The sequence below is a fragment of the Myxococcales bacterium genome, assembly GCA_016717005.1.
GTDB lineage: Bacteria > Myxococcota_A > Polyangia > Haliangiales > Haliangiaceae > UBA2376.
Genome location: JADJUF010000001.1, coordinates 1,214,324 through 1,230,786, shown reverse-complemented (window position 1 = coordinate 1,230,786; position 16,463 = coordinate 1,214,324). Strand labels below are relative to the sequence as shown.

At 74.5% G+C, this 16,463-nt stretch carries 13 protein-coding genes; 5 read left to right on the top strand and 8 right to left on the bottom strand.

Going from position 1 to position 16,463, the window contains the following annotated elements; genetic code table 11:
- Positions 1–59: 59 nt before the first annotated feature.
- Positions 60–3,722: a methionine synthase gene (gene metH / locus IPL61_05185; protein MBK9030723.1), complete on the bottom strand. Its 3,663-nt coding sequence runs from the start codon at positions 3,720–3,722 to the stop codon at positions 60–62.
- Between the two features lie 396 nt (positions 3,723–4,118).
- Between metH and IPL61_05180 the strand changes: the two genes are divergently transcribed.
- Entirely contained in the window at positions 4,119–4,736 is a 618-nt protein-coding gene (locus tag IPL61_05180; GenBank protein ID MBK9030722.1) for a hypothetical protein, read from the top strand.
- Positions 4,737–4,774: 38 nt separating this feature from the next.
- Entirely contained in the window at positions 4,775–5,704 is a 930-nt protein-coding gene (locus tag IPL61_05175) for a hypothetical protein (GenBank protein MBK9030721.1), read from the top strand.
- Here IPL61_05175 and IPL61_05170 read toward each other — a convergent pair whose 3' ends face one another.
- The 3 genes from IPL61_05170 to IPL61_05160 all read right to left on the bottom strand — a co-directional run bounded on the left by IPL61_05170 (position 5,705) and on the right by IPL61_05160 (position 9,239).
- On the bottom strand, positions 5,705–5,950 hold the full coding sequence (locus tag IPL61_05170) for a hypothetical protein (protein MBK9030720.1): 246 nt from the start codon (positions 5,948–5,950) through the stop codon (positions 5,705–5,707).
- A 120-nt stretch (positions 5,951–6,070) separates the two neighbouring features.
- Positions 6,071–7,219 carry an aminotransferase class I/II-fold pyridoxal phosphate-dependent enzyme gene (locus IPL61_05165; protein MBK9030719.1) on the bottom strand — a complete coding sequence of 383 codons (1,149 nt, stop codon included), beginning with the start codon at positions 7,217–7,219 and terminating at the stop codon, positions 6,071–6,073.
- A gap of 34 nt (positions 7,220–7,253) precedes the next feature.
- A complete protein-coding gene (locus IPL61_05160) occupies positions 7,254–9,239 on the bottom strand; it encodes an ATP-binding protein (GenBank protein MBK9030718.1) in 1,986 nt (661 codons plus the stop codon).
- A 75-nt stretch (positions 9,240–9,314) separates the two neighbouring features.
- Between IPL61_05160 and IPL61_05155 the strand changes: the two genes are divergently transcribed.
- On the top strand, positions 9,315–10,886 hold the full coding sequence (locus IPL61_05155) for a DUF4157 domain-containing protein (GenBank protein ID MBK9030717.1): 1,572 nt from the start codon (positions 9,315–9,317) through the stop codon (positions 10,884–10,886).
- Between the two features lie 127 nt (positions 10,887–11,013).
- Positions 11,014–11,376 carry a hypothetical protein gene (locus IPL61_05150; GenBank protein MBK9030716.1) on the top strand — a complete coding sequence of 121 codons (363 nt, stop codon included), beginning with the start codon at positions 11,014–11,016 and terminating at the stop codon, positions 11,374–11,376.
- A 114-nt stretch (positions 11,377–11,490) separates the two neighbouring features.
- Here IPL61_05150 and IPL61_05145 read toward each other — a convergent pair whose 3' ends face one another.
- Both IPL61_05145 and IPL61_05140 read right to left on the bottom strand, forming a co-directional pair.
- Complete coding sequence (locus IPL61_05145; GenBank protein ID MBK9030715.1) at positions 11,491–11,709, bottom strand: hypothetical protein; 219 nt, start codon at positions 11,707–11,709, stop codon at positions 11,491–11,493.
- 146 nt (positions 11,710–11,855) lie between these two features.
- Complete coding sequence (locus IPL61_05140; GenBank protein ID MBK9030714.1) at positions 11,856–12,782, bottom strand: hypothetical protein; 927 nt, start codon at positions 12,780–12,782, stop codon at positions 11,856–11,858.
- Positions 12,783–12,965: 183 nt separating this feature from the next.
- Here IPL61_05140 and IPL61_05135 point away from each other — a divergent pair, with 183 nt between their 5' ends.
- The gene (locus tag IPL61_05135; GenBank protein MBK9030713.1) at positions 12,966–14,129 is read left to right on the top strand and encodes a hypothetical protein; all 1,164 of its coding nucleotides are present in this window, start codon (positions 12,966–12,968) and stop codon (positions 14,127–14,129) included.
- Here the strand turns inward: IPL61_05135 and IPL61_05130 are convergent, their stop codons facing one another.
- Both IPL61_05130 and IPL61_05125 read right to left on the bottom strand, forming a co-directional pair.
- Positions 14,130–15,941: a TonB-dependent receptor gene (locus IPL61_05130; protein MBK9030712.1), complete on the bottom strand. Its 1,812-nt coding sequence runs from the start codon at positions 15,939–15,941 to the stop codon at positions 14,130–14,132.
- 109 nt (positions 15,942–16,050) lie between these two features.
- Positions 16,051–16,404, bottom strand: a complete 354-nt coding sequence (locus IPL61_05125) for a hypothetical protein (GenBank protein ID MBK9030711.1) — start codon at positions 16,402–16,404, stop codon at positions 16,051–16,053.
- Positions 16,405–16,463 lie beyond the last annotated feature (59 nt).

Here is a 16,463-nt window from a genome sequence, read left to right as displayed (position 1 = left end):
GAGGTCCTCCTGTCCGCGATGCTACCCCCAAGCGGCGCCGAGCCGGCCGACATCGGGGCTCAATACGCCAGGTTGGACGGAATCATGCGCTCGACCTCGACGACGTCGACGCCGCCGCGGCGCGCGTAGTCCTCGACCTGCTCGCGCGTGACGCGGCCGACGCCGAAGTACTTGGCCTGCGGGTGCGCGAAGTACAGGCCCGAAACCGCCGCGGTCGGCACCATCGCCAGGCTCTCGGTCAGCGTGATGCCGTGGAACTCGGCGTGGCCCAGCAGCTCGAACAGCGCGCGCTTGGGGCCGTGGTCGGGGCAGGCCGGGTAGCCGAACGCCGGGCGGATGCCGCGGTACTGCTCGTCGAGCAGCCCCGCGTGGTCGAGCTGCTCGGCGGCGCCGTAGCCCCAGTCGACGCGGGCCCGGTGGTGCAGGTGCTCGGCGAACGCCTCGGCCAGGCGGTCGGCCAGGGCCTTGGCCATGATCGCGTGGTAGTCGTCGTGGTCGGCCTCGAACCGGGCGACGATCGCGTCGAGGCCCAGGCCGGCGGTGACCGCGAACGCGCCGACGTGGTCGCGGGGGACGCCGCGCTCGAGCGGCGCGACGAAGTCGGCCAGCGACAGGCACGGGGTCTTGTCCTCCTGCTGGCGCAGCATCGGCATCCGCGCCAGGACCGCGCCGCCGTCAGGCGCGTAGACCACCAGATCATCGCCGTCGGCGGCGGCCGGGAAGAAGCCATAGACCCCGCGCGCGGTCAGCGCGCCCTGCTCGATGAGCTGGGTCAGGAGCGCCTGGGCGTCGGCCCAGAGCTTGCGGGCGGCGTCGCCCTTGCGCGGGTCGTCGAGCAGCTTCGGGTACGTGCCCGACAGCTCCCAGGTGTGGAACAGCGGCGACCAGTCGACCCACGGCACCAGCTCGGCGATCGGCACCTCGACCGTGCGCACGCCGGTGAACGCGGGCGTCGGCAGGGTCGCGAAGTCGAGCGCGGCCCGGCGGGCCCGCGCGTCGGCCACGGTCAAGAGCGGCCGGCGCTGCTGCTGCGACGCGAACGCCTCGCGCGCGACTACCTGGCGCGCGGCGTTGTCGGCGACGAACTGCCCGCGCTCGCCGCCCAGCAGCTTGCCGAGGACGCCGACCGCGAGCGAGGCGTCGCCGACGTGGATCGTCGCGCCGGTGTAGCCGGGCGCGATCTTGACCGCGGTGTGCTTGCCCGAGGTGGTCGCGCCGCCGATCAAGAGCGGCACGGTCAGGCCCCGGCGCTGCATCTCCTTGGCGACGCCGATCATCTCGTCGAGCGACGGCGTGATCAGGCCCGACAGGCCGATCACGTCGGCGCCGAGCTCGGCGGCGGTGTCGAGGATCTTGGCGGTCGGCACCATCACGCCCAGGTCGTGGACGTCGTAGCCGTTGCAGCGCAGCACCACCGCGACGATGTTCTTGCCGATGTCGTGGACGTCGCCCTTGACGGTGGCGATGACCATCGTGCCCTTGCCGGCGCGGGTGCCGGTGTCGCCGCCGGCGGCGCGCTCGGCCGCCATCAGCGGCTCGAGGATCGCGACCGCCTTCTTCATCACGCGCGCGCTCTTGACCACCTGGGGCAGGAACATCTTGCCGGCGCCGAACAGCTCGCCGACGACGTTCATGCCGTCCATCAGCGGCCCCTCGATGATCGCCAGCGGGCGCGGGTAGGCGGTCAGCGCCTCGGCGACGTCGACGTCGATGAAGTCGGTGGTGCCGGTGATGAGCGCGTGGGCCAGGCGCTTGCCCAGCGGCTCCTTGCGCCAGGCCAGCTCGTCCTCCTTGCGCACGACCGCGCCGCCCAGGGTCGCGGCCAGCGTCAGCAGCCGCTCGGTCGCGTCCGCCCGGCGGTTCAGGATCAGGTCCTCGACGTGCTCGCGCAGCACCGGATCGATCTCGTCGTAGACGGCGAGCTGGCCGGCGTTGACGATGCCCATGTCGAGGCCGGCCTTGATCGCGTGGTACAGGAACACCGCGTGCATCGCCTCGCGCACGACCGGCGCGGTGCGGAACGAGAACGACAGGTTCGAGACGCCGCCCGAGATCTTCATGCCCGGGCAGCTGGCCTTGATCTGGCGGATCGCGTCGATGAACGACACCGCGTAGGCGTCGTGCTCCTCCATCCCGGTGCCGATCGTCAGGATGTTCGGGTCGAAGATCAGGTCCTCGGGCGGGAACCCGACCTGCTCGGTCAGCAGGTGGTACGCCCGCTGGGCGATCGTGACCCGGTGCTCGGCGGTCGTGGCCTGGCCGGTCTCGTCGAACGCCATCACGACGACGGCGGCGCCGTAGCGGCGGACCAGCCGGGCCTGGCGCAGGAACTCGGCCTCGCCCTCCTTCATCGAGATCGAGTTGACGACCCCCTTGCCCTGGAGGCAGGCCAGGCCGGCCTCGATGATCGCGAACTTCGAGCTGTCGATCATGACCGGCAGCCGGGCGATGTCGGGCTCGGCGGCGATCAGGTTGAGGAACCGGCGCATCGCGGCGACGCCGTCGAGCATGCCCTCGTCCATGCAGACGTCGAGGATGTTGGCGCCGGCCTCGACCTGCTGGCGCGCGACCGCGACCGCCTCGTCGTAGCGGTCCTCGCGGATCAGCCGCCGGAACGCGGCCGAGCCGGTGACGTTGGTGCGCTCGCCGATCATCGTGAAGTTGGACTCGGGCGTGATCACCAGCGGGTCCATGCCCGAGAGCCGGGTGTGGCGCGGCGGGCTGGGCGGCACCCGGATCGCGACCGGGCGGACCGCGTCGGCGATCGCGGCGATGTGCGCGGGCGTCGTGCCGCAGCAGCCGCCGACCAGGTTGAGCAGGCCGTCGGTCGCGAACCCGGCCAGCACCCGCGCCATCGCGGCCGGGGTGTCGTCGTAGTCGCCGAACTCGTTGGGCAGGCCGGCGTTCGGGTAGCACATGACCCGGCCCGGGTGCAGCCGCGCCAGCTCGGCGACGTGGGGCCGCATCTCCTCGGCGCCGAGCGCGCAGTTGACGCTGATCGCGAACAGGTCGTGGTTGGCGATCGAGTTGTAGAACGCCTCGATGTTCTGGCCCGACAGCGTCCGGCCCGAGCGATCGGGGATCGTCACCGACGCGATCACCGGCACCCGCCGGGCGCCGCCGTCGAACAGCTCGGCGATCGCGAACAGCGCCGCCTTCATGTTGAGCGTGTCGATGTGGGTCTCGGTCAGGAGCAGGTCGACGCCGCCGTCGAGCAGCGCCTGGGCCTGCTCGCGGTACGACGCCGCGAGCTGCGCGAACGTGATCGCGCGGAAGCCGGGATCGTTGACGTCGGGCGACAGCGACGCGGTCTTGGTGGTCGGCCCGATCGAGCCCGCCACGAACCGGATCCGGCCGTCGGCGCGCTCGGCGCGGTCGGCGGCGCGGCGCGCGACCTGGGCCGCGGCGACGTTGAGGTCGACGACGTAGGGCGCCATCGCGTAGTCGGCGGCCGCGACCGAGGTCGCGCCGAAGGTGTTGGTCTCGACGATGTCGGCGCCGGCGATCAGGAACTGGTAGTGGATGTGCTCGATCGCGGCCGGCTGGGTCAGGACCAGGAGGTCGTTGAACCCGCGCACGCTGGTCGGGTGGTCGGCGAAGCGGTCGCCGCGGAACGCGGCCTCGTCGAAGCCGAGCGGCTGGATCATCGTCCCCATCGCGCCGTCGAGGATCGCGATGCGCTCACGGACGAGGCTCTCCAGGGCGGCGGTGCGGTCGGACATCGCCCGTCGGTAGCACGATCGACGGGGCGGGCCAACGGGGCGGCGGCGCCGGCGCGGTCCGCGAGCGAGGTGAGCGCGGCTCTTGCTCCGCCTCCGGCTCCGGCTCTTGCTCCGGCTCCGGCTCCGGCTCTGGCTCTGGTTCTGGCTCTGGCTCTGGCTCTGGCTCTGGCTCTGGCTCCGGCTCTGGCTCCGGCTCTGGCTCCGGCTCTGGCTCTGGCTCTGGCTCCGGATCTGGCTCCGGCTCCGGCTCCGGCTCCGGCTCCGGCTCCGGCGCCGGCTCCGGCTCCGGCTCCGGCTCCGGCTCCGGCTCCGGCTCCGACGCCGACGCCGACGCCGGCTCCGGCGCGTCGGCGCGCGCGGGTCGGCCGTGGTAGACCCGTCGCCGACGGTGATCGCGTGAAGTCCTACCAGTACGCGGGCCCGGCGTTCACCGCGCCGCGCTCGCACCCGTGGGACGGCGCGGTCGACGATCCGTCGGCGCGCCACCTCGATCTGGTGGCCGAGCCGGCGCTGATCCGCACCGCGCTCGAGGACTTCGTGCCGTGGCAGCACGAGCCGGCGATCGCACGGTTCTTCGACCTGGTCGCGTGGATCAACGGGCCGACCTCGCCGTTGATCAGCAACGACTGCGCGTTCACCGGGCCCCACCGCGATCACGGCATGGCGGTGGCCGCGCCGGTCCTGTGCACCGGGCGGGTGATGGTCTTGTTCCGCGACCTGGCCCAGAACCTCGACGACGCGCGCCTGGCCGACCTCACCGAGCGCCTGCACCGGCGCCTGGCCGCGCGCGATCAGGTGTTCGCGGGCGGCGCGATCGGCACGACGCGGATCCCGGTACACTACCGGACGCTGCCGGGGCCGGCCGAGGCCCAGCGCGGCGCTCAGCTGATGCTGTCGTTCTGGGCCTGGGGCCCGCGCGACGACGCGGCCCTGGCGCACCTCGGCCGGGTGCTGGTCAACCTCGACCGCGCGCTGCGCGAGGCCTGCGCCGGGCTCGACGCGCCGTCGGCGTGAGCGGCCGCGGCCGCGGCCGTCCGTGGTAGATCGAGCCGATGCCAGCCGAGGGGATCCACCTGACCGCGCTGCGCGAGGCCGTGGCCTCGCCGCGGCTGGGGCCGGCGGCCCGGCGCCGGATCGAGCGCGACGCCGACGCCGCGCGCCTGGGCGCGCTGCTGGTCGATCTGCCGTACTTCGATCGCTACGCCGGCGAGGTCGTGCGCTACGCGCTGGGCCGGCCGGCGCGCCCGTCGCCGTGGGGCGCGATCCTCCACGAGGGCGGAGCGATCGCGCTCCTGACCGCGCTGCTCGACGTGGCGCGCGCACAGCCCGAGCCGCTGGCCGGCGCGATCGCGCTGGGCCTGGCGTCGCACCTGGCGATCGATCGCGCGCTGCACCCGCTGATCAACGCGCTGGCCCGGGCCCACCCGCACGGCGACCACGGCTCGTCACACCGCGAGGTCGAGAAGTTCCAGTCGATCTGCTTCCACGAGGCCTACCTCGGCCGCGATCTGATGGGCGATCGCGGCATCAGCGCGTACCTCACGATCCCGCTGGTGGCCGCGCTCGATCAGCCCGACGTCGGGCCGCCGATCCTGGCGGCGTTCGCGGCAGCGTTCGGCGACGCGCCGACGGCGCGGGGCCTGGCCCGGCTCGGCCGCGGCTACCGCACCCACGCGTGGCTGCTGGGCTCGCCGCTGGGACGGCGGATCGCGCCGCCCGCGGCCAAGGACGCGGCGCGGCCACGCTACCTGCATGGCACCTGGGGCACCTTCGCCGAGCACCTGACCGCGGCGATCGACGCGTCGCTGGCGGTGATCGACGCCGCGGCCGACGTGCTCGACGCCGGCCCCGGCGAGGTCGCGGCCGCTCACGCGGCGCTGGCCCGGGTGCTGCCGCCCGGCACGATCGATCCCGCCGGCGACGACGTCGATCTCGCGCGCCGGTTCGTGGTCGCGCTGCCGACCGCCGCCGCCGCCGCGTGATCACGGCGCCGGCGGCCCGCGCCGCGCGCGCACGTCGGCGACGAACTGCGCCCGGCGCCGCACGACCCGGCGCCACGCCGCCAGCGGGAAGCTGACCGCCGCGACCGCGATGGCGTACGGCGTCGCCGGGCTGACCGCCAGCGCGCCGACGATGGCCGCGACCGCGACCACGCCGGCGACCGACGATCCGCGCACACCCCGCCGCCGGACGTAGAGGTAGAACTCGGCGTCGCAGGTGCGGCACATCCCCCGGCGCCGCAGGTGGCGCGGGCAGCACGGGCGCGCGCACGCGGCGCACGGGCGCGCGTCAGGGGCGACGCACGCGAGGCACGGGCCGCGACGACGGCGATCGCGGTACACGCGCGCTCAGCCGATCGCGCGGGCCATGCGCACGACGATCTCCTCGAGCAGCGCGGCGGTGGTGGCGAAGTTGAGGCGGGCCCAGCCGGCGCCCTCGGGGCCGAAGCTGGGACCGGGAGACAGGGCGACCCGGCCGCGGGCGCGGAACGCGGCGGCGGGATCGTCGCCGAGGCCGAGCGCCGCGCAGTCGAGCCAGGCGAGGTAGCCGGCGGCGGGCGGCCGCCAGCGCACGGCCGGGAGGTGCTGGGTCAGGAGCTCGCCGAGCAGCGCGCGGTTGCGCTCGAGGATCGCGCGCACGCTCGCGCGCCACGGCTCGCCGGCGGTGAGCGCGGCGCGGGCGCCGAGGAGGCCGAGGTGGCCGGCGTGGTAGCCGAGGTCGGGCGCGAGCCGCGCCAGGATCGCGCGCGGCTCGTCGGCGGTGGCGATCAGCACCGCGGCCTTGAGGCCGGCCAGGTTCCAGGCCTTCGACGCCGCGGTCAGCACGATCGCGCGGCGCGCGGCCGCCGCCGACACCGTCGGGAACGGCGCGTGGGTGGCGCCCGCCAGGGTCAGCGGCGCGTGGACCTCGTCGGCCAGCACCAGCACGTCGTGGCGATCGGCCAGCTCGGCGATCGCGGCGAGCGCGGCCGGCGGATAGACCAGGCCGGTCGGGTTGTGCGGCGAGCACAGCAGGTGCGCGCGCGCGCCGGCGGCGTACGCGGCGGCGATCGCGTCGAGGTCCGGCGCCCAGCCGGCGTCGGTGCGCCGCAGCGGCGCGGTGACCACGCGCCGCCCGAGCCGTTGGATCGTGCCGGCGAACGGCGGGTACACCGGCGGCTCGATCACCACCGCGTCGCCGGGCGCGGTCGCGACCTGCAGGAGCTCGGCCAGGCCGGTGACCACGTCGCACACCACCCGCACGTCGCGCGGCGCCACCTGCCAGCCCCAGGTCGCGGCGGCCCACGGCGCGACCGCGTCGCCGAGGCCCGCCGGATCGGCGTAGCCGCAGTCGTCGGCCTCGATCGCCGCGTGCAGCGCTGCGCGGATCGGCGCGGCCAGCGGGTAGTCCATCTCGGCGACCCAGGCCGGCAGCACGTCGGGCGGGTAGGCCGACCACTTGGCGCTGCGGCGTCGGCGCAGGCTGGCCTCGGTGACCGCGTCGAACGGGTGATCCATCGCGCGATCCTACCCCGCGGCCCGCGGCCCGCGGCTATCGGCTCTGACCGCCCAGCGCCCGGCCCATCGACACGTACTCGCTCCGGGCCGCGCGCAGCAGGTGCTCCTGTGCCACGCGGCCGTCCTCGCTCGCGGCCAGGAACGCGCCCGCCAGCGCGGCGTTGCGGATGTTGGCGCCGGTCATCTCCGGATAGCGGGTCGCGAGATCCTCGAGGTCGAGATCGTCGGCCACCGGCAGGTCGGCGCTGATCATGCTCTTCCACAGCGCGATCCGCTCGTCGAGCTCGGGCGGCCAGAACCGCACGTGCGCGGCCAGGCGCCGCATCAGCGCCGGATCGATCGACTGGTCGAGGTTGGTCGTCAGCACGGTGATGCCGCCGAAGGCCTCGACCCGCTGCAGCAGGTAGTTGACCTCGAGGTTGGCGTAGCGATCGACCGCGGCCTTGACCTCGGTGCGCTTGGCGAACAGCGCGTCGGCCTCGTCGAACAGCAGCAGCGCGTGGCCGGCGTCGGCGGCGTCGAAGATCTGCGCGAGCTGCTTCTCGGTCTCGCCGACCCACTTGCTCACGACCTTCGACAGGTCGACCTGGTACAGCTCGAGCTCGAGCTGGCGCGCGATCAGCCCCGCGACCATGGTCTTGCCGGTGCCCGGCGGCCCCGAGAACAGCGCGGCCACGCCGGTGCCGCGGTGGAGCTTCTTGCCCAGGCCCCACCTCTCGAGGACGGTGTGGCCGTGCTGGACCCGGGCGGTGAGGCCGCGGATCTGCTCGAGGGTGTCGGGCCCGAGCACCAGCTCGTCCCAGGCCTGCTTGACCTCGACCCGCTGGGCCAGGCCGCCCATGCGCTCGGCGATGTTGTTGCGCACGCCCTGGACCACCTCGGCCAGCGCCGGCGGCGCCGCCGACAGCCGCCGGGCCGTGGCGACCGCGCCGGTGATGCCGCCCGGGCCCAGGCGGTAACGCATCGCCAGGCGATCGCGATCGTCGGGCGGCACCGGCGCGTCGCCGAGCGCGCGATCCCACAGCGCCCGCCGGGTCGCGACCCCGGGCGTCGCGACCGACACCCGCACCAGCGGCCGCGCCAGCGGCAGCTCGAGGCCGCGCTCGAGCGTGACCAGCGCGACCGCGCCCGGCAGCGCGTCGAGCGCGCGGGTCAGCACCCGGACCGGCCCGCGATCGCCGTCGCGGTCGAGCTGATCGGCGCCGGCGATGATCGCGACCGCGTCGGTCAGCACGACCTCGCGCGCCAGCGCCGCGAGGGCGTCGTCGAGCAGCTGCGCGCCCGGCGGCAGCCGCGCCAGATCGATCGCGACGGTGGGCCGGCCGATCGCCGCCGCCGCCGCCGCCAGGGCGGTGCGCCGACCGACGCCGGGCGAGCCGTCGAGGACGACGACGGGCGCCGGGCGACCCGCGAGGACGAGCGTGAGCTGCGCGATCAGCGCGGCCCCGGCCTCGTCGACGAAGCGATCCTCGGGCGCCGCGATGGCGCCGCCCAGCGCGACCACGTCGGCGTCGGGCGTGGGATCGCCGGCCAGGTAGGCGGCGACCCGCGGCGCGGCGACGAACCGGCGCGCCGCCATCGGGAGCGCGTCGGCGGCGACCAGCAGGTGATGGCGCACGAGCGGCGAGGCCGGGCCGATCGCCAGGCCCAGCCCCAGCGCGCGATCGCCGTCGAGCCGGGCCAGGAGCGCGTGCAGCCCGACCGAGGCGCCCCGCGCGGTGTCGCCGCCGCCCAGCCGCTGCAGGTGCGGCCACAGCCGCGGATCGGCGGTCAGGGCCACCGCGGTCCACAGGAAGTCGAGCTCGTCGGGGCCCAGGTCGAGGCGGCGGGCCAGCGCGCTGTCGCGACCCGCGCTGGCGGTGGCGATCAGGGTCCGCTCGAGCGCGGCGAGCTGGGCCTCGAGCTCCGCGATCGTGTCATCGCGCCGGGGCGCCGAGCCCAGCTCGACCGCGCGCAGGGTCCGTAGGCGCACCCGCTCGATCGCCGCCATGTACCGCGCAGCTGTTACCGAATCGCCCATGCCCGACCCTCGTATGGCCGCTCGGCGAGATCAACCGGGAAGGTCGGGGGCTGGATCTCCGTACTATGGTCAGCCATGTCCTTCGATCGCGAACTCGCCCTCCGGAATGACGCCGACCTCGACACCCGGCGGCGCCCCGCCGAACGTGCGGATGCCGACGCGCCGCCGCCGGATCTGGCGGGCGTGGTGCAGCAGAAGGCCGACGGCGGCCGGGTCGCGCTGACCGAGGACGGCGACGTCCGGGCCGCGGCCGCGTCGGGCGTTCAGGCCGGCGGCGGGGCGCTGCCCCACCTCGACCGCATCCAGGCCTCGTTCGGCAGCGCCCACGATCTGTCGGGCGTGAAGGCCCACGTCGGCGGCGAGGCGGCCGAGGCCAGCGCCAAGATGGGCGCCCAGGGCTACGCCACCGGCAACGACGTCGCGTTCGCGCGCCAGCCCGACCTGCACCTGGCCGCCCACGAGGCCGCCCACGTCGTGCAGCAGCGCGAGGGCGTCGCCATGAAGGGCGGGGTCGGGCGCGCCGACGACGTCTACGAGCGCCACGCCGACAAGGTCGCCGACCGCGTCGTCGCCGGCCAGTCGGCCGCGGACCTGCTGCCGGCCTCGGCCGGCGGCACCGACGCGGCGGTCCAGATGTTCAACGAGAAGAACATCAGCGGCGAGGAGTGGCGGGTGTCCGAGTCGGGCAAGTCGATGCTCAAGCAGGACGGCACGCTCCAGGATCTGTTCGCCACCACCGATCTGATCGCGACCGCCAACGCCGGGCTCAAGACCGCCGGCGACAAGGGTTCGTTCATCTCGCTCAAGCCAGGCGCGGGCCAGCTCAAGGTCGGCGAGAACACGCTGCACAAGGTCGAGCCGGTCATGAGCCCGACCGGGTCCGACCCGGCCAACAAGATCCTCAAGGACGCGAACAAGCCGGGGGCGGCCGATAGCGGCGGCGACACCGGCGACTCGATGGCGCTGTGGGCCGACTGCGGCCGGTCGTCGCGCACGATCATGGGCACCGACGGCGCCGGCAAGGCCCCCCACGCCCGGTACAAGGACGGCGGCGGCCAGGGCACGACCGCGCGCTCGTACGACCCATCCAGCTTCTCCGACGAGATCTACGTCAAGGAGATCCCGAAGTTCCTGGCCAGCGCCGAGGCCAAGGCGTTCCTCAAGGACGGCGTCCACTACGAGAGCGGCGACAAGACCAAGCTCAAGTCACCGGCCGACGCCGACGAGGCTCGGGCGATGTACTGGGAGCTGGGCGACGCCGGCCGGCGCGCGTTCGACAAGTTCGCGGGCATCAACACCGCGGCCGATCCCGCGATCGGTGGCGCCTACACGATGGCCACCGAGTACAACATGCCCGGCTCGGCCGAGGTCCCCGGCCACAGCCGCTGGAACTTCCACTGGGGCGGCGTCATCCTGAAGGACGGCAGCAACAACGTCACGCTCGAGAACTACGCGGTCGGGTTCGCGCCGACCGGCGACGACAAGAAGGACGAGGAGAACGCGCAGAAGGCCTACGACTGGGTCAACCACGAGTGGAACTTCCAGATGTACGGTACGGCCAAGAAGGGCCAGAGCTTCCATGAAGAGCACCTCGGCACCGGCACCCACGGCACCCGCGCCAGCACGTTCGCGGCGCAGATCGACTGACCCCGCGTGGCTGGCGGCGGTGGCGTTGGCCGCCGCCGTGGCCGCGTGCAATGGTTCGCGCTCGCGCGGCGCCGATCCTGGCGCCGCGGCGACGACCACGACGACGCCTGACCCCGCCAAGGCCCCCATGCCGACTCCGCCCGCTCCCTCGACCCTCCCGACCCTGACCGCGCTCGCGGACGTCGGCGCGCACGTCGGCGCGCAGGTCGAGGCCCACGGCACCTACGCGGTGGTGACGACCGGCCGCCACAAGATCATGTACACGCGCGCCGACGGCTCCTCGGCCGCCACCAACAAGGTGGTGCGGCTCGAGCTCGATGGCGGGGCCATCGATCTGTGGGTGCGGCCCGACGACGAGATGACCGCGCTCACCGGCAAGCGCGTGGTCGCGATCGGCAAGCTGATCGGGCCGTCCGCGGCCCAGCCGGGCGCGGCCGCGCCCGACGCGCGTCCGAGCCTGGTCGAGATCTCCTCGATCACCGCCGAGTAGCGGCCGGATCCGCACCCGATCCCGGGGCTGGATCCCGAATCGACGCTCAATTCGCGCGCCCGCCTGTGTCGCGCACGGCGAGGTGCGTGATCAAGGCGCGCGGTGCGCCGACGGTCAGTGGTGGTCGGTGCGGTGCGCGTGGGTGTGGCAGACGCGCAGGTGGTGCAGCGGGCGGCCCGTGCCGTCGTGCTTCTCGACCAGGTGACAGTGCGCGTGGGTGTGCGGGGGCCGTTGGCTGGCCGCGCACGCCGACGCGGCGGCGCCCCACCCAGCTGCGAGCGCGATCCGGGCGATGGCGAGGACCTGCACGAAGGTGCGTCGGCGTCTGCTCATCGGGCTGCTCCTGCGAGGGCGACGGGCGTGACGGGATCTGCCGAGCATCGGACCGATGAGCGCGGTTTGGTGATGGGGGCCGACGGGCTTGCACCTCGCGAAGGCCCCCGACACCTGCCTGGGTTCGGCGACGAACCCTCTGGGACTCAGAACCCGGTGCAGACGAAGTTCGCGCCCTGGGCCGGGTAGTAGAACAGGTCGGTGAAGCACATCTCGTCGTTGGACGAGTCGCCGAAGCGCACGGTCGCGCCGGTGGTGTTGTTGTAGGTGCACGAGGTCGTGAGCACGTCGCCGGGGCGGAGCTCGACGAACGGCGCGACCAGCTGGAAGGTCTGCTGCTCGAAGTTGTACGGGATGTCCTGCAGCACGATGTCGGGCGAGCCCGAGCGCGTGATGACCGAGCGCAGGTTGGTGCCGAGCTTGTGCATGTGCTGCGACAGCGCGAACACCTGGATCGGCTGGTTGGTGATGCTCGAGATGTTGCAGGTGCCCGACTGGGTCGAGGTGCCGGTCGGGACGGTCAAGGTCGCGGTCGGGCCGGCCAGGACGATCTCGCCGACGTTCTGGATCTCGGCGGCGGTGGCCTCCTGGATCAGCGTGCCCGAGGTGCCGGTCAGCACCTGGTCGCCGGCGTTGTAGAGGTGCAGGTTGAGCAGGAGCCGGGTGCCGGCGGTGAGGTGCAGGCCGACGCCGGTCGGGAACGTGAAGTCCGGCGAGCCGACGCCCGAGCCGTAGATCATGCTCTGGCCGTTGGTGCCGACGTTGCAGCGCACGGTGCCGTCGGGCTGGCTGCCGGAGTAGCGCGTCAGCACCGTGTGGTGCGTGCCGAGCGGGATGATCGGGCGGAACGCCTTGACGTACGTGTCCTGGGGCACCGTCGCGTAGACGCAGAAGTAGCCCTCCTCGCCGGGGTTGAGCGACCAGTCGCCCTGGAGGAGCGAGGTCCAGCCCTCGGGCGCGTCGATGCCGACGGCCGCGTCGACGTCGGGCACATCGTCGGCCGGCATCGAGCTGCCGCCGTTGCAGGCGGTGAGGGCGAACGTGAAGGCGAGGGCGAGGCAGGCGCGGCGCATGCCGCATGGTGCCAGAACCGCGGCGGGGCGGGGGACAGAATGCCGCAGGGGGCGCCGGCGCGCGCTCGATCGGATCCTGGGCGAGGTCCGGAGCCTGTTCGCGGCGTGCTGTCCCCCGGGCCCGGCGCCGCCGCGTCGCGGCTGACGGTTGCCCGGCCCGGCTCGATCGCGCATACCCAGAGGATGCGGATCCATGCGGCGCTCGTGCTCCTGGCGGTGACGGCGGTGGTGCCCGCGGCCGCGGCCGCGCCGGTGATCGAGCGGGTCGTCGTGGTCGGCCGCGCCGACCCCGCCGGGCCCTGGACCGACGCCGCGACCGAGGCCCGGGCCGACGCTGGCGCCGAGCTCGCCGTGGTGGCGATCGCCCGCGACGGTCGCGCGCGGGTGGTGCTGGCGGATCCGGCGATCGCGCCGCTGCGCCTGGGCGGCCGCGCGGTGCCGACCAGCGGCCGCGCCGACCTGGCGACGCTCGGCGCGATCGCGGTGCGCTGGTCGATCGTCGAGCCCCACGGCTTCCGCACCGGCGCCGCCGCCAACGGCGCCACCTCGCGCTTCTACAGCAACGTCTCGACCGAGCGCGCCGACTTCGGGCGCTGGCTCGGCTACGACCGCATCGAGTACTTCGCCACCGAGGTGCGGCCGTGGACCGACGGGGTCGCGGCGGCGCGGATCCCGGCCGAGATCGGCAGCGGCGATCCGCGGGCGATCCAGATCGCGGGCGTCGGCACCGTGCGCTACCAGGCGGCGCTGCGGCTGCCGTCGGGCGCGGTCGTGGCCAGCCCCGGCGCCGAGGCGGTCGACGCGTTCGGGCTGCTGCCGTCGGTGCACCGGGTGTCGCTGCGCCAGAGCGACGACTTCGTCGGCTGGCTGTCGGCGTACCTGCTGGTGCCCGAGGTGTTCGGCTCGGCCGGCGGTGGCAAGAACCACCAGACCGAGCGCTTCACCGGCGCCGACTGCGCCGACGTCATGGTCGGCGCGCGGCGGCGCGGCGGCGCGCGGCTGGCCTACACCAACGTCGCCGGGCTGCCCAAGGTCGCGCGCACGATCGCCGGCGCGACCACGCTCGACGACGACGGCCGGCCGGCGCGGCCGATCACCGGGGTCGCGCGGGGCGATCTCATCCGCATCGACTACGGCGGCGCGCTCACCGGCCACACCCCGCGCGGCTGGGATCACGTCGCGGCGCTGTGGGAGGATCGCAGCGATCCCGACGGGCCCGCCCACGGCGGCCCCGACGGACAGCTCGACGGCTTCGATCTGGTGATCCACATGGGCCATCCGCGCCTGGTGATCGAGCCGCTGGCCGAGCAGGCCCCGGCCACCGTCGACGTGCTGCGCTGGAAGTGATCACCACTGGGCCGCCAGCGCCACCCGACCGCCGCGTCGGCTCGGATCGTCGAGATCGAACAGCTCGACCGCGATCCGCAGGTCGGGCGTGGTCGTGTAGCGCCGCGCCCACTGCGCCGATCCGCCCCAGCCGTGGCCGTCGCGATCGATCCGACCGATCGCCGCCGCGGTGTAACGGTTGCGTTCACAGGCGACCTCGAAGCGCGCGCGGGCGCTGATCGCGCCCTCGAGCGTCGACCCGGTCAGCACGCCGGCGAAGGTCCCCGGCGGCAGCCACAGGACCTCGCCCTCGACGCCGCCGTCGACCTCGGCGCCGACCACCGCCGGCCGCCGGCCGCGCACCGCGAGGGTGATGCGCAGGTCGTCGCGCGGATCGCGGGTGACGCCGACCGTGGCCTGGTCGAAGGCGACCGGCGCGGCGTCGCGCCACGCGCCGAGGTCGCGCTCGTCGAGCCGCGCCACCCGCTCGGCCGATGCGAACCACGACCCGCGGCCCTCCTCGGACGGATCCCAGGCCACCGCCAGGCGGGGCAGCACCGCGTCGATCCGCGCGGTGCCCAGCTCGCGCCGGTCCCAGCGCACGCTGGCGTCGACGGTCCAGTTCGGGCGCGGCGCCCACGCGTCGCCGAGGTACGCGCGCTGGTCGCCGTGCTCGGTGTCGTCGGCGTGACCCATGCCGACCTCGGCGCCGAGCTGGGTGGTGTGGTCGCCGGTGCCGCGCCAGCGCTGGGTCAGGCCCAGGCGGCCGGCCAGGCGATCGACCGCGCCCGGGCGCGCCGCGCTGCCGTCGACCACGCGCGCCGTCGCGGTCGCCGCGGGCTGGTCGAGCGCCTCGGCGGTGACGCCGATCGCGATCTGGCGGCGGCGGTCGTCGCGCCTGATCACCAGCGTCGCGTCGCTCCACAGATCGCGCCCGCCGCCGGGCAGCCAGGTCGCGAGCGCGCTCACCAGGCCATGATCGTCCGCATCCTCGTCGATCGCGAACCCCAGGGTCGTCAGGACCTGGGCGCCGTGCGCGCCGGCGTGGTCCTCGGTGGCGCCGTCGCGCGCGAGCACGACGCCGGTCGACCACCACACGTGGTTGCGGTCGAAGGGCCCGTCGTGGGTCATGACGAGCCGCGCGTCGGGGCCCAGCTCGAGCCGGGCCTGGCCGTGGTGGCGGTTGGTGCCGGTCACGAGCGCGACGCCGAGGTGGCCGCCGCTGGCGCCGGGCGACGCCGGGCCGGGGGTGGTGGTCGTCAGCTCGACCTCCTCGATCAGCTCGCTGGCGATGGCCGGGGCGCCGGGCAGCCGCAGGGCGCCGCCGATCGTGGTCACCGCGGTCGCGGGCCGGGCCCGGGCGTCGAGGGCGGCGAGGCTCAGGTGATCGCGGCGGCGCACCAGCGGCGTGGCGGCGGCGGTGATCGTCGCCCACGTCGACGGTCGCCCGGTGTACGCGAGCGGGGTCGCCTCGTCGAACCGGCACGCGGTCGCGGTCTCGGGCGGCATGCGCTGGAACAGCGGGGCCGGCTCGTCCTGGTCGCGGACCCGCACGTCGCGGCGCTCGATCGTGGTCTCGCCGTAGAAGAACGTCACGACGTACGTGCCCGGCGCAAGATCGATCCGGAAGGTCCCATCGTCCTCGGTGATCGTCGTGCACGAGCCTTCGTACGCGGTGGGCGCCGTGGCCGAGGCTGCGCACGGGGTCGCGACCACGGTCACGCCGATCAGCGGGTCGCGACTCCCCTCGTCGACCACGAGCCCGGCGATGCCGCCGGCCCAGGCCAGCGAGGTGGAGGCGACGAGGACACCGACACAGGCGAGGGCGCGCATGGACGTGCCCACGCCGCCGCGGGCGCATCGATCTGGCCGCGGCCCTCACCGCCGCTGAGCGCCGGCGACCTGGCGCCGCCCGCGCCCCGCACCCTGCGACACCCGCCGGTCAGGGCAGGCCGGGGAACGCGTCGACGGTCTTGATCTCGAGGTCGGGGAACGCGTCGACGTACTGGATCGTGAAGTCCGGGAACGCGTCGACCTGCTGCCAGCGCCCGCACGCGTCGGGGAAGGCGTCGACCCACTTGACCCGCAGGTCGGGGAACGCGTCGACGCGCTTGACCCGCAGGTCGGGGAACGCGGTGACCACCTTCACGCGCCCGGCCAGGTGCTTGCCCTTGAGCGTGCAGTCGGCGCCGACCTTCATCGGCAGGGGCCGCGGCTCGGCCGTCGCGATCGCCACGGCGATCCCGGTGGCGGCGAGGATCCCGACCGAAAGCGCTCCCAGGGTGATGCCACGCATGTCCTGGTGGTACCAGACCTGGTGGGACCGCGCCACGGTCGTCACCACCGCCGCCTACA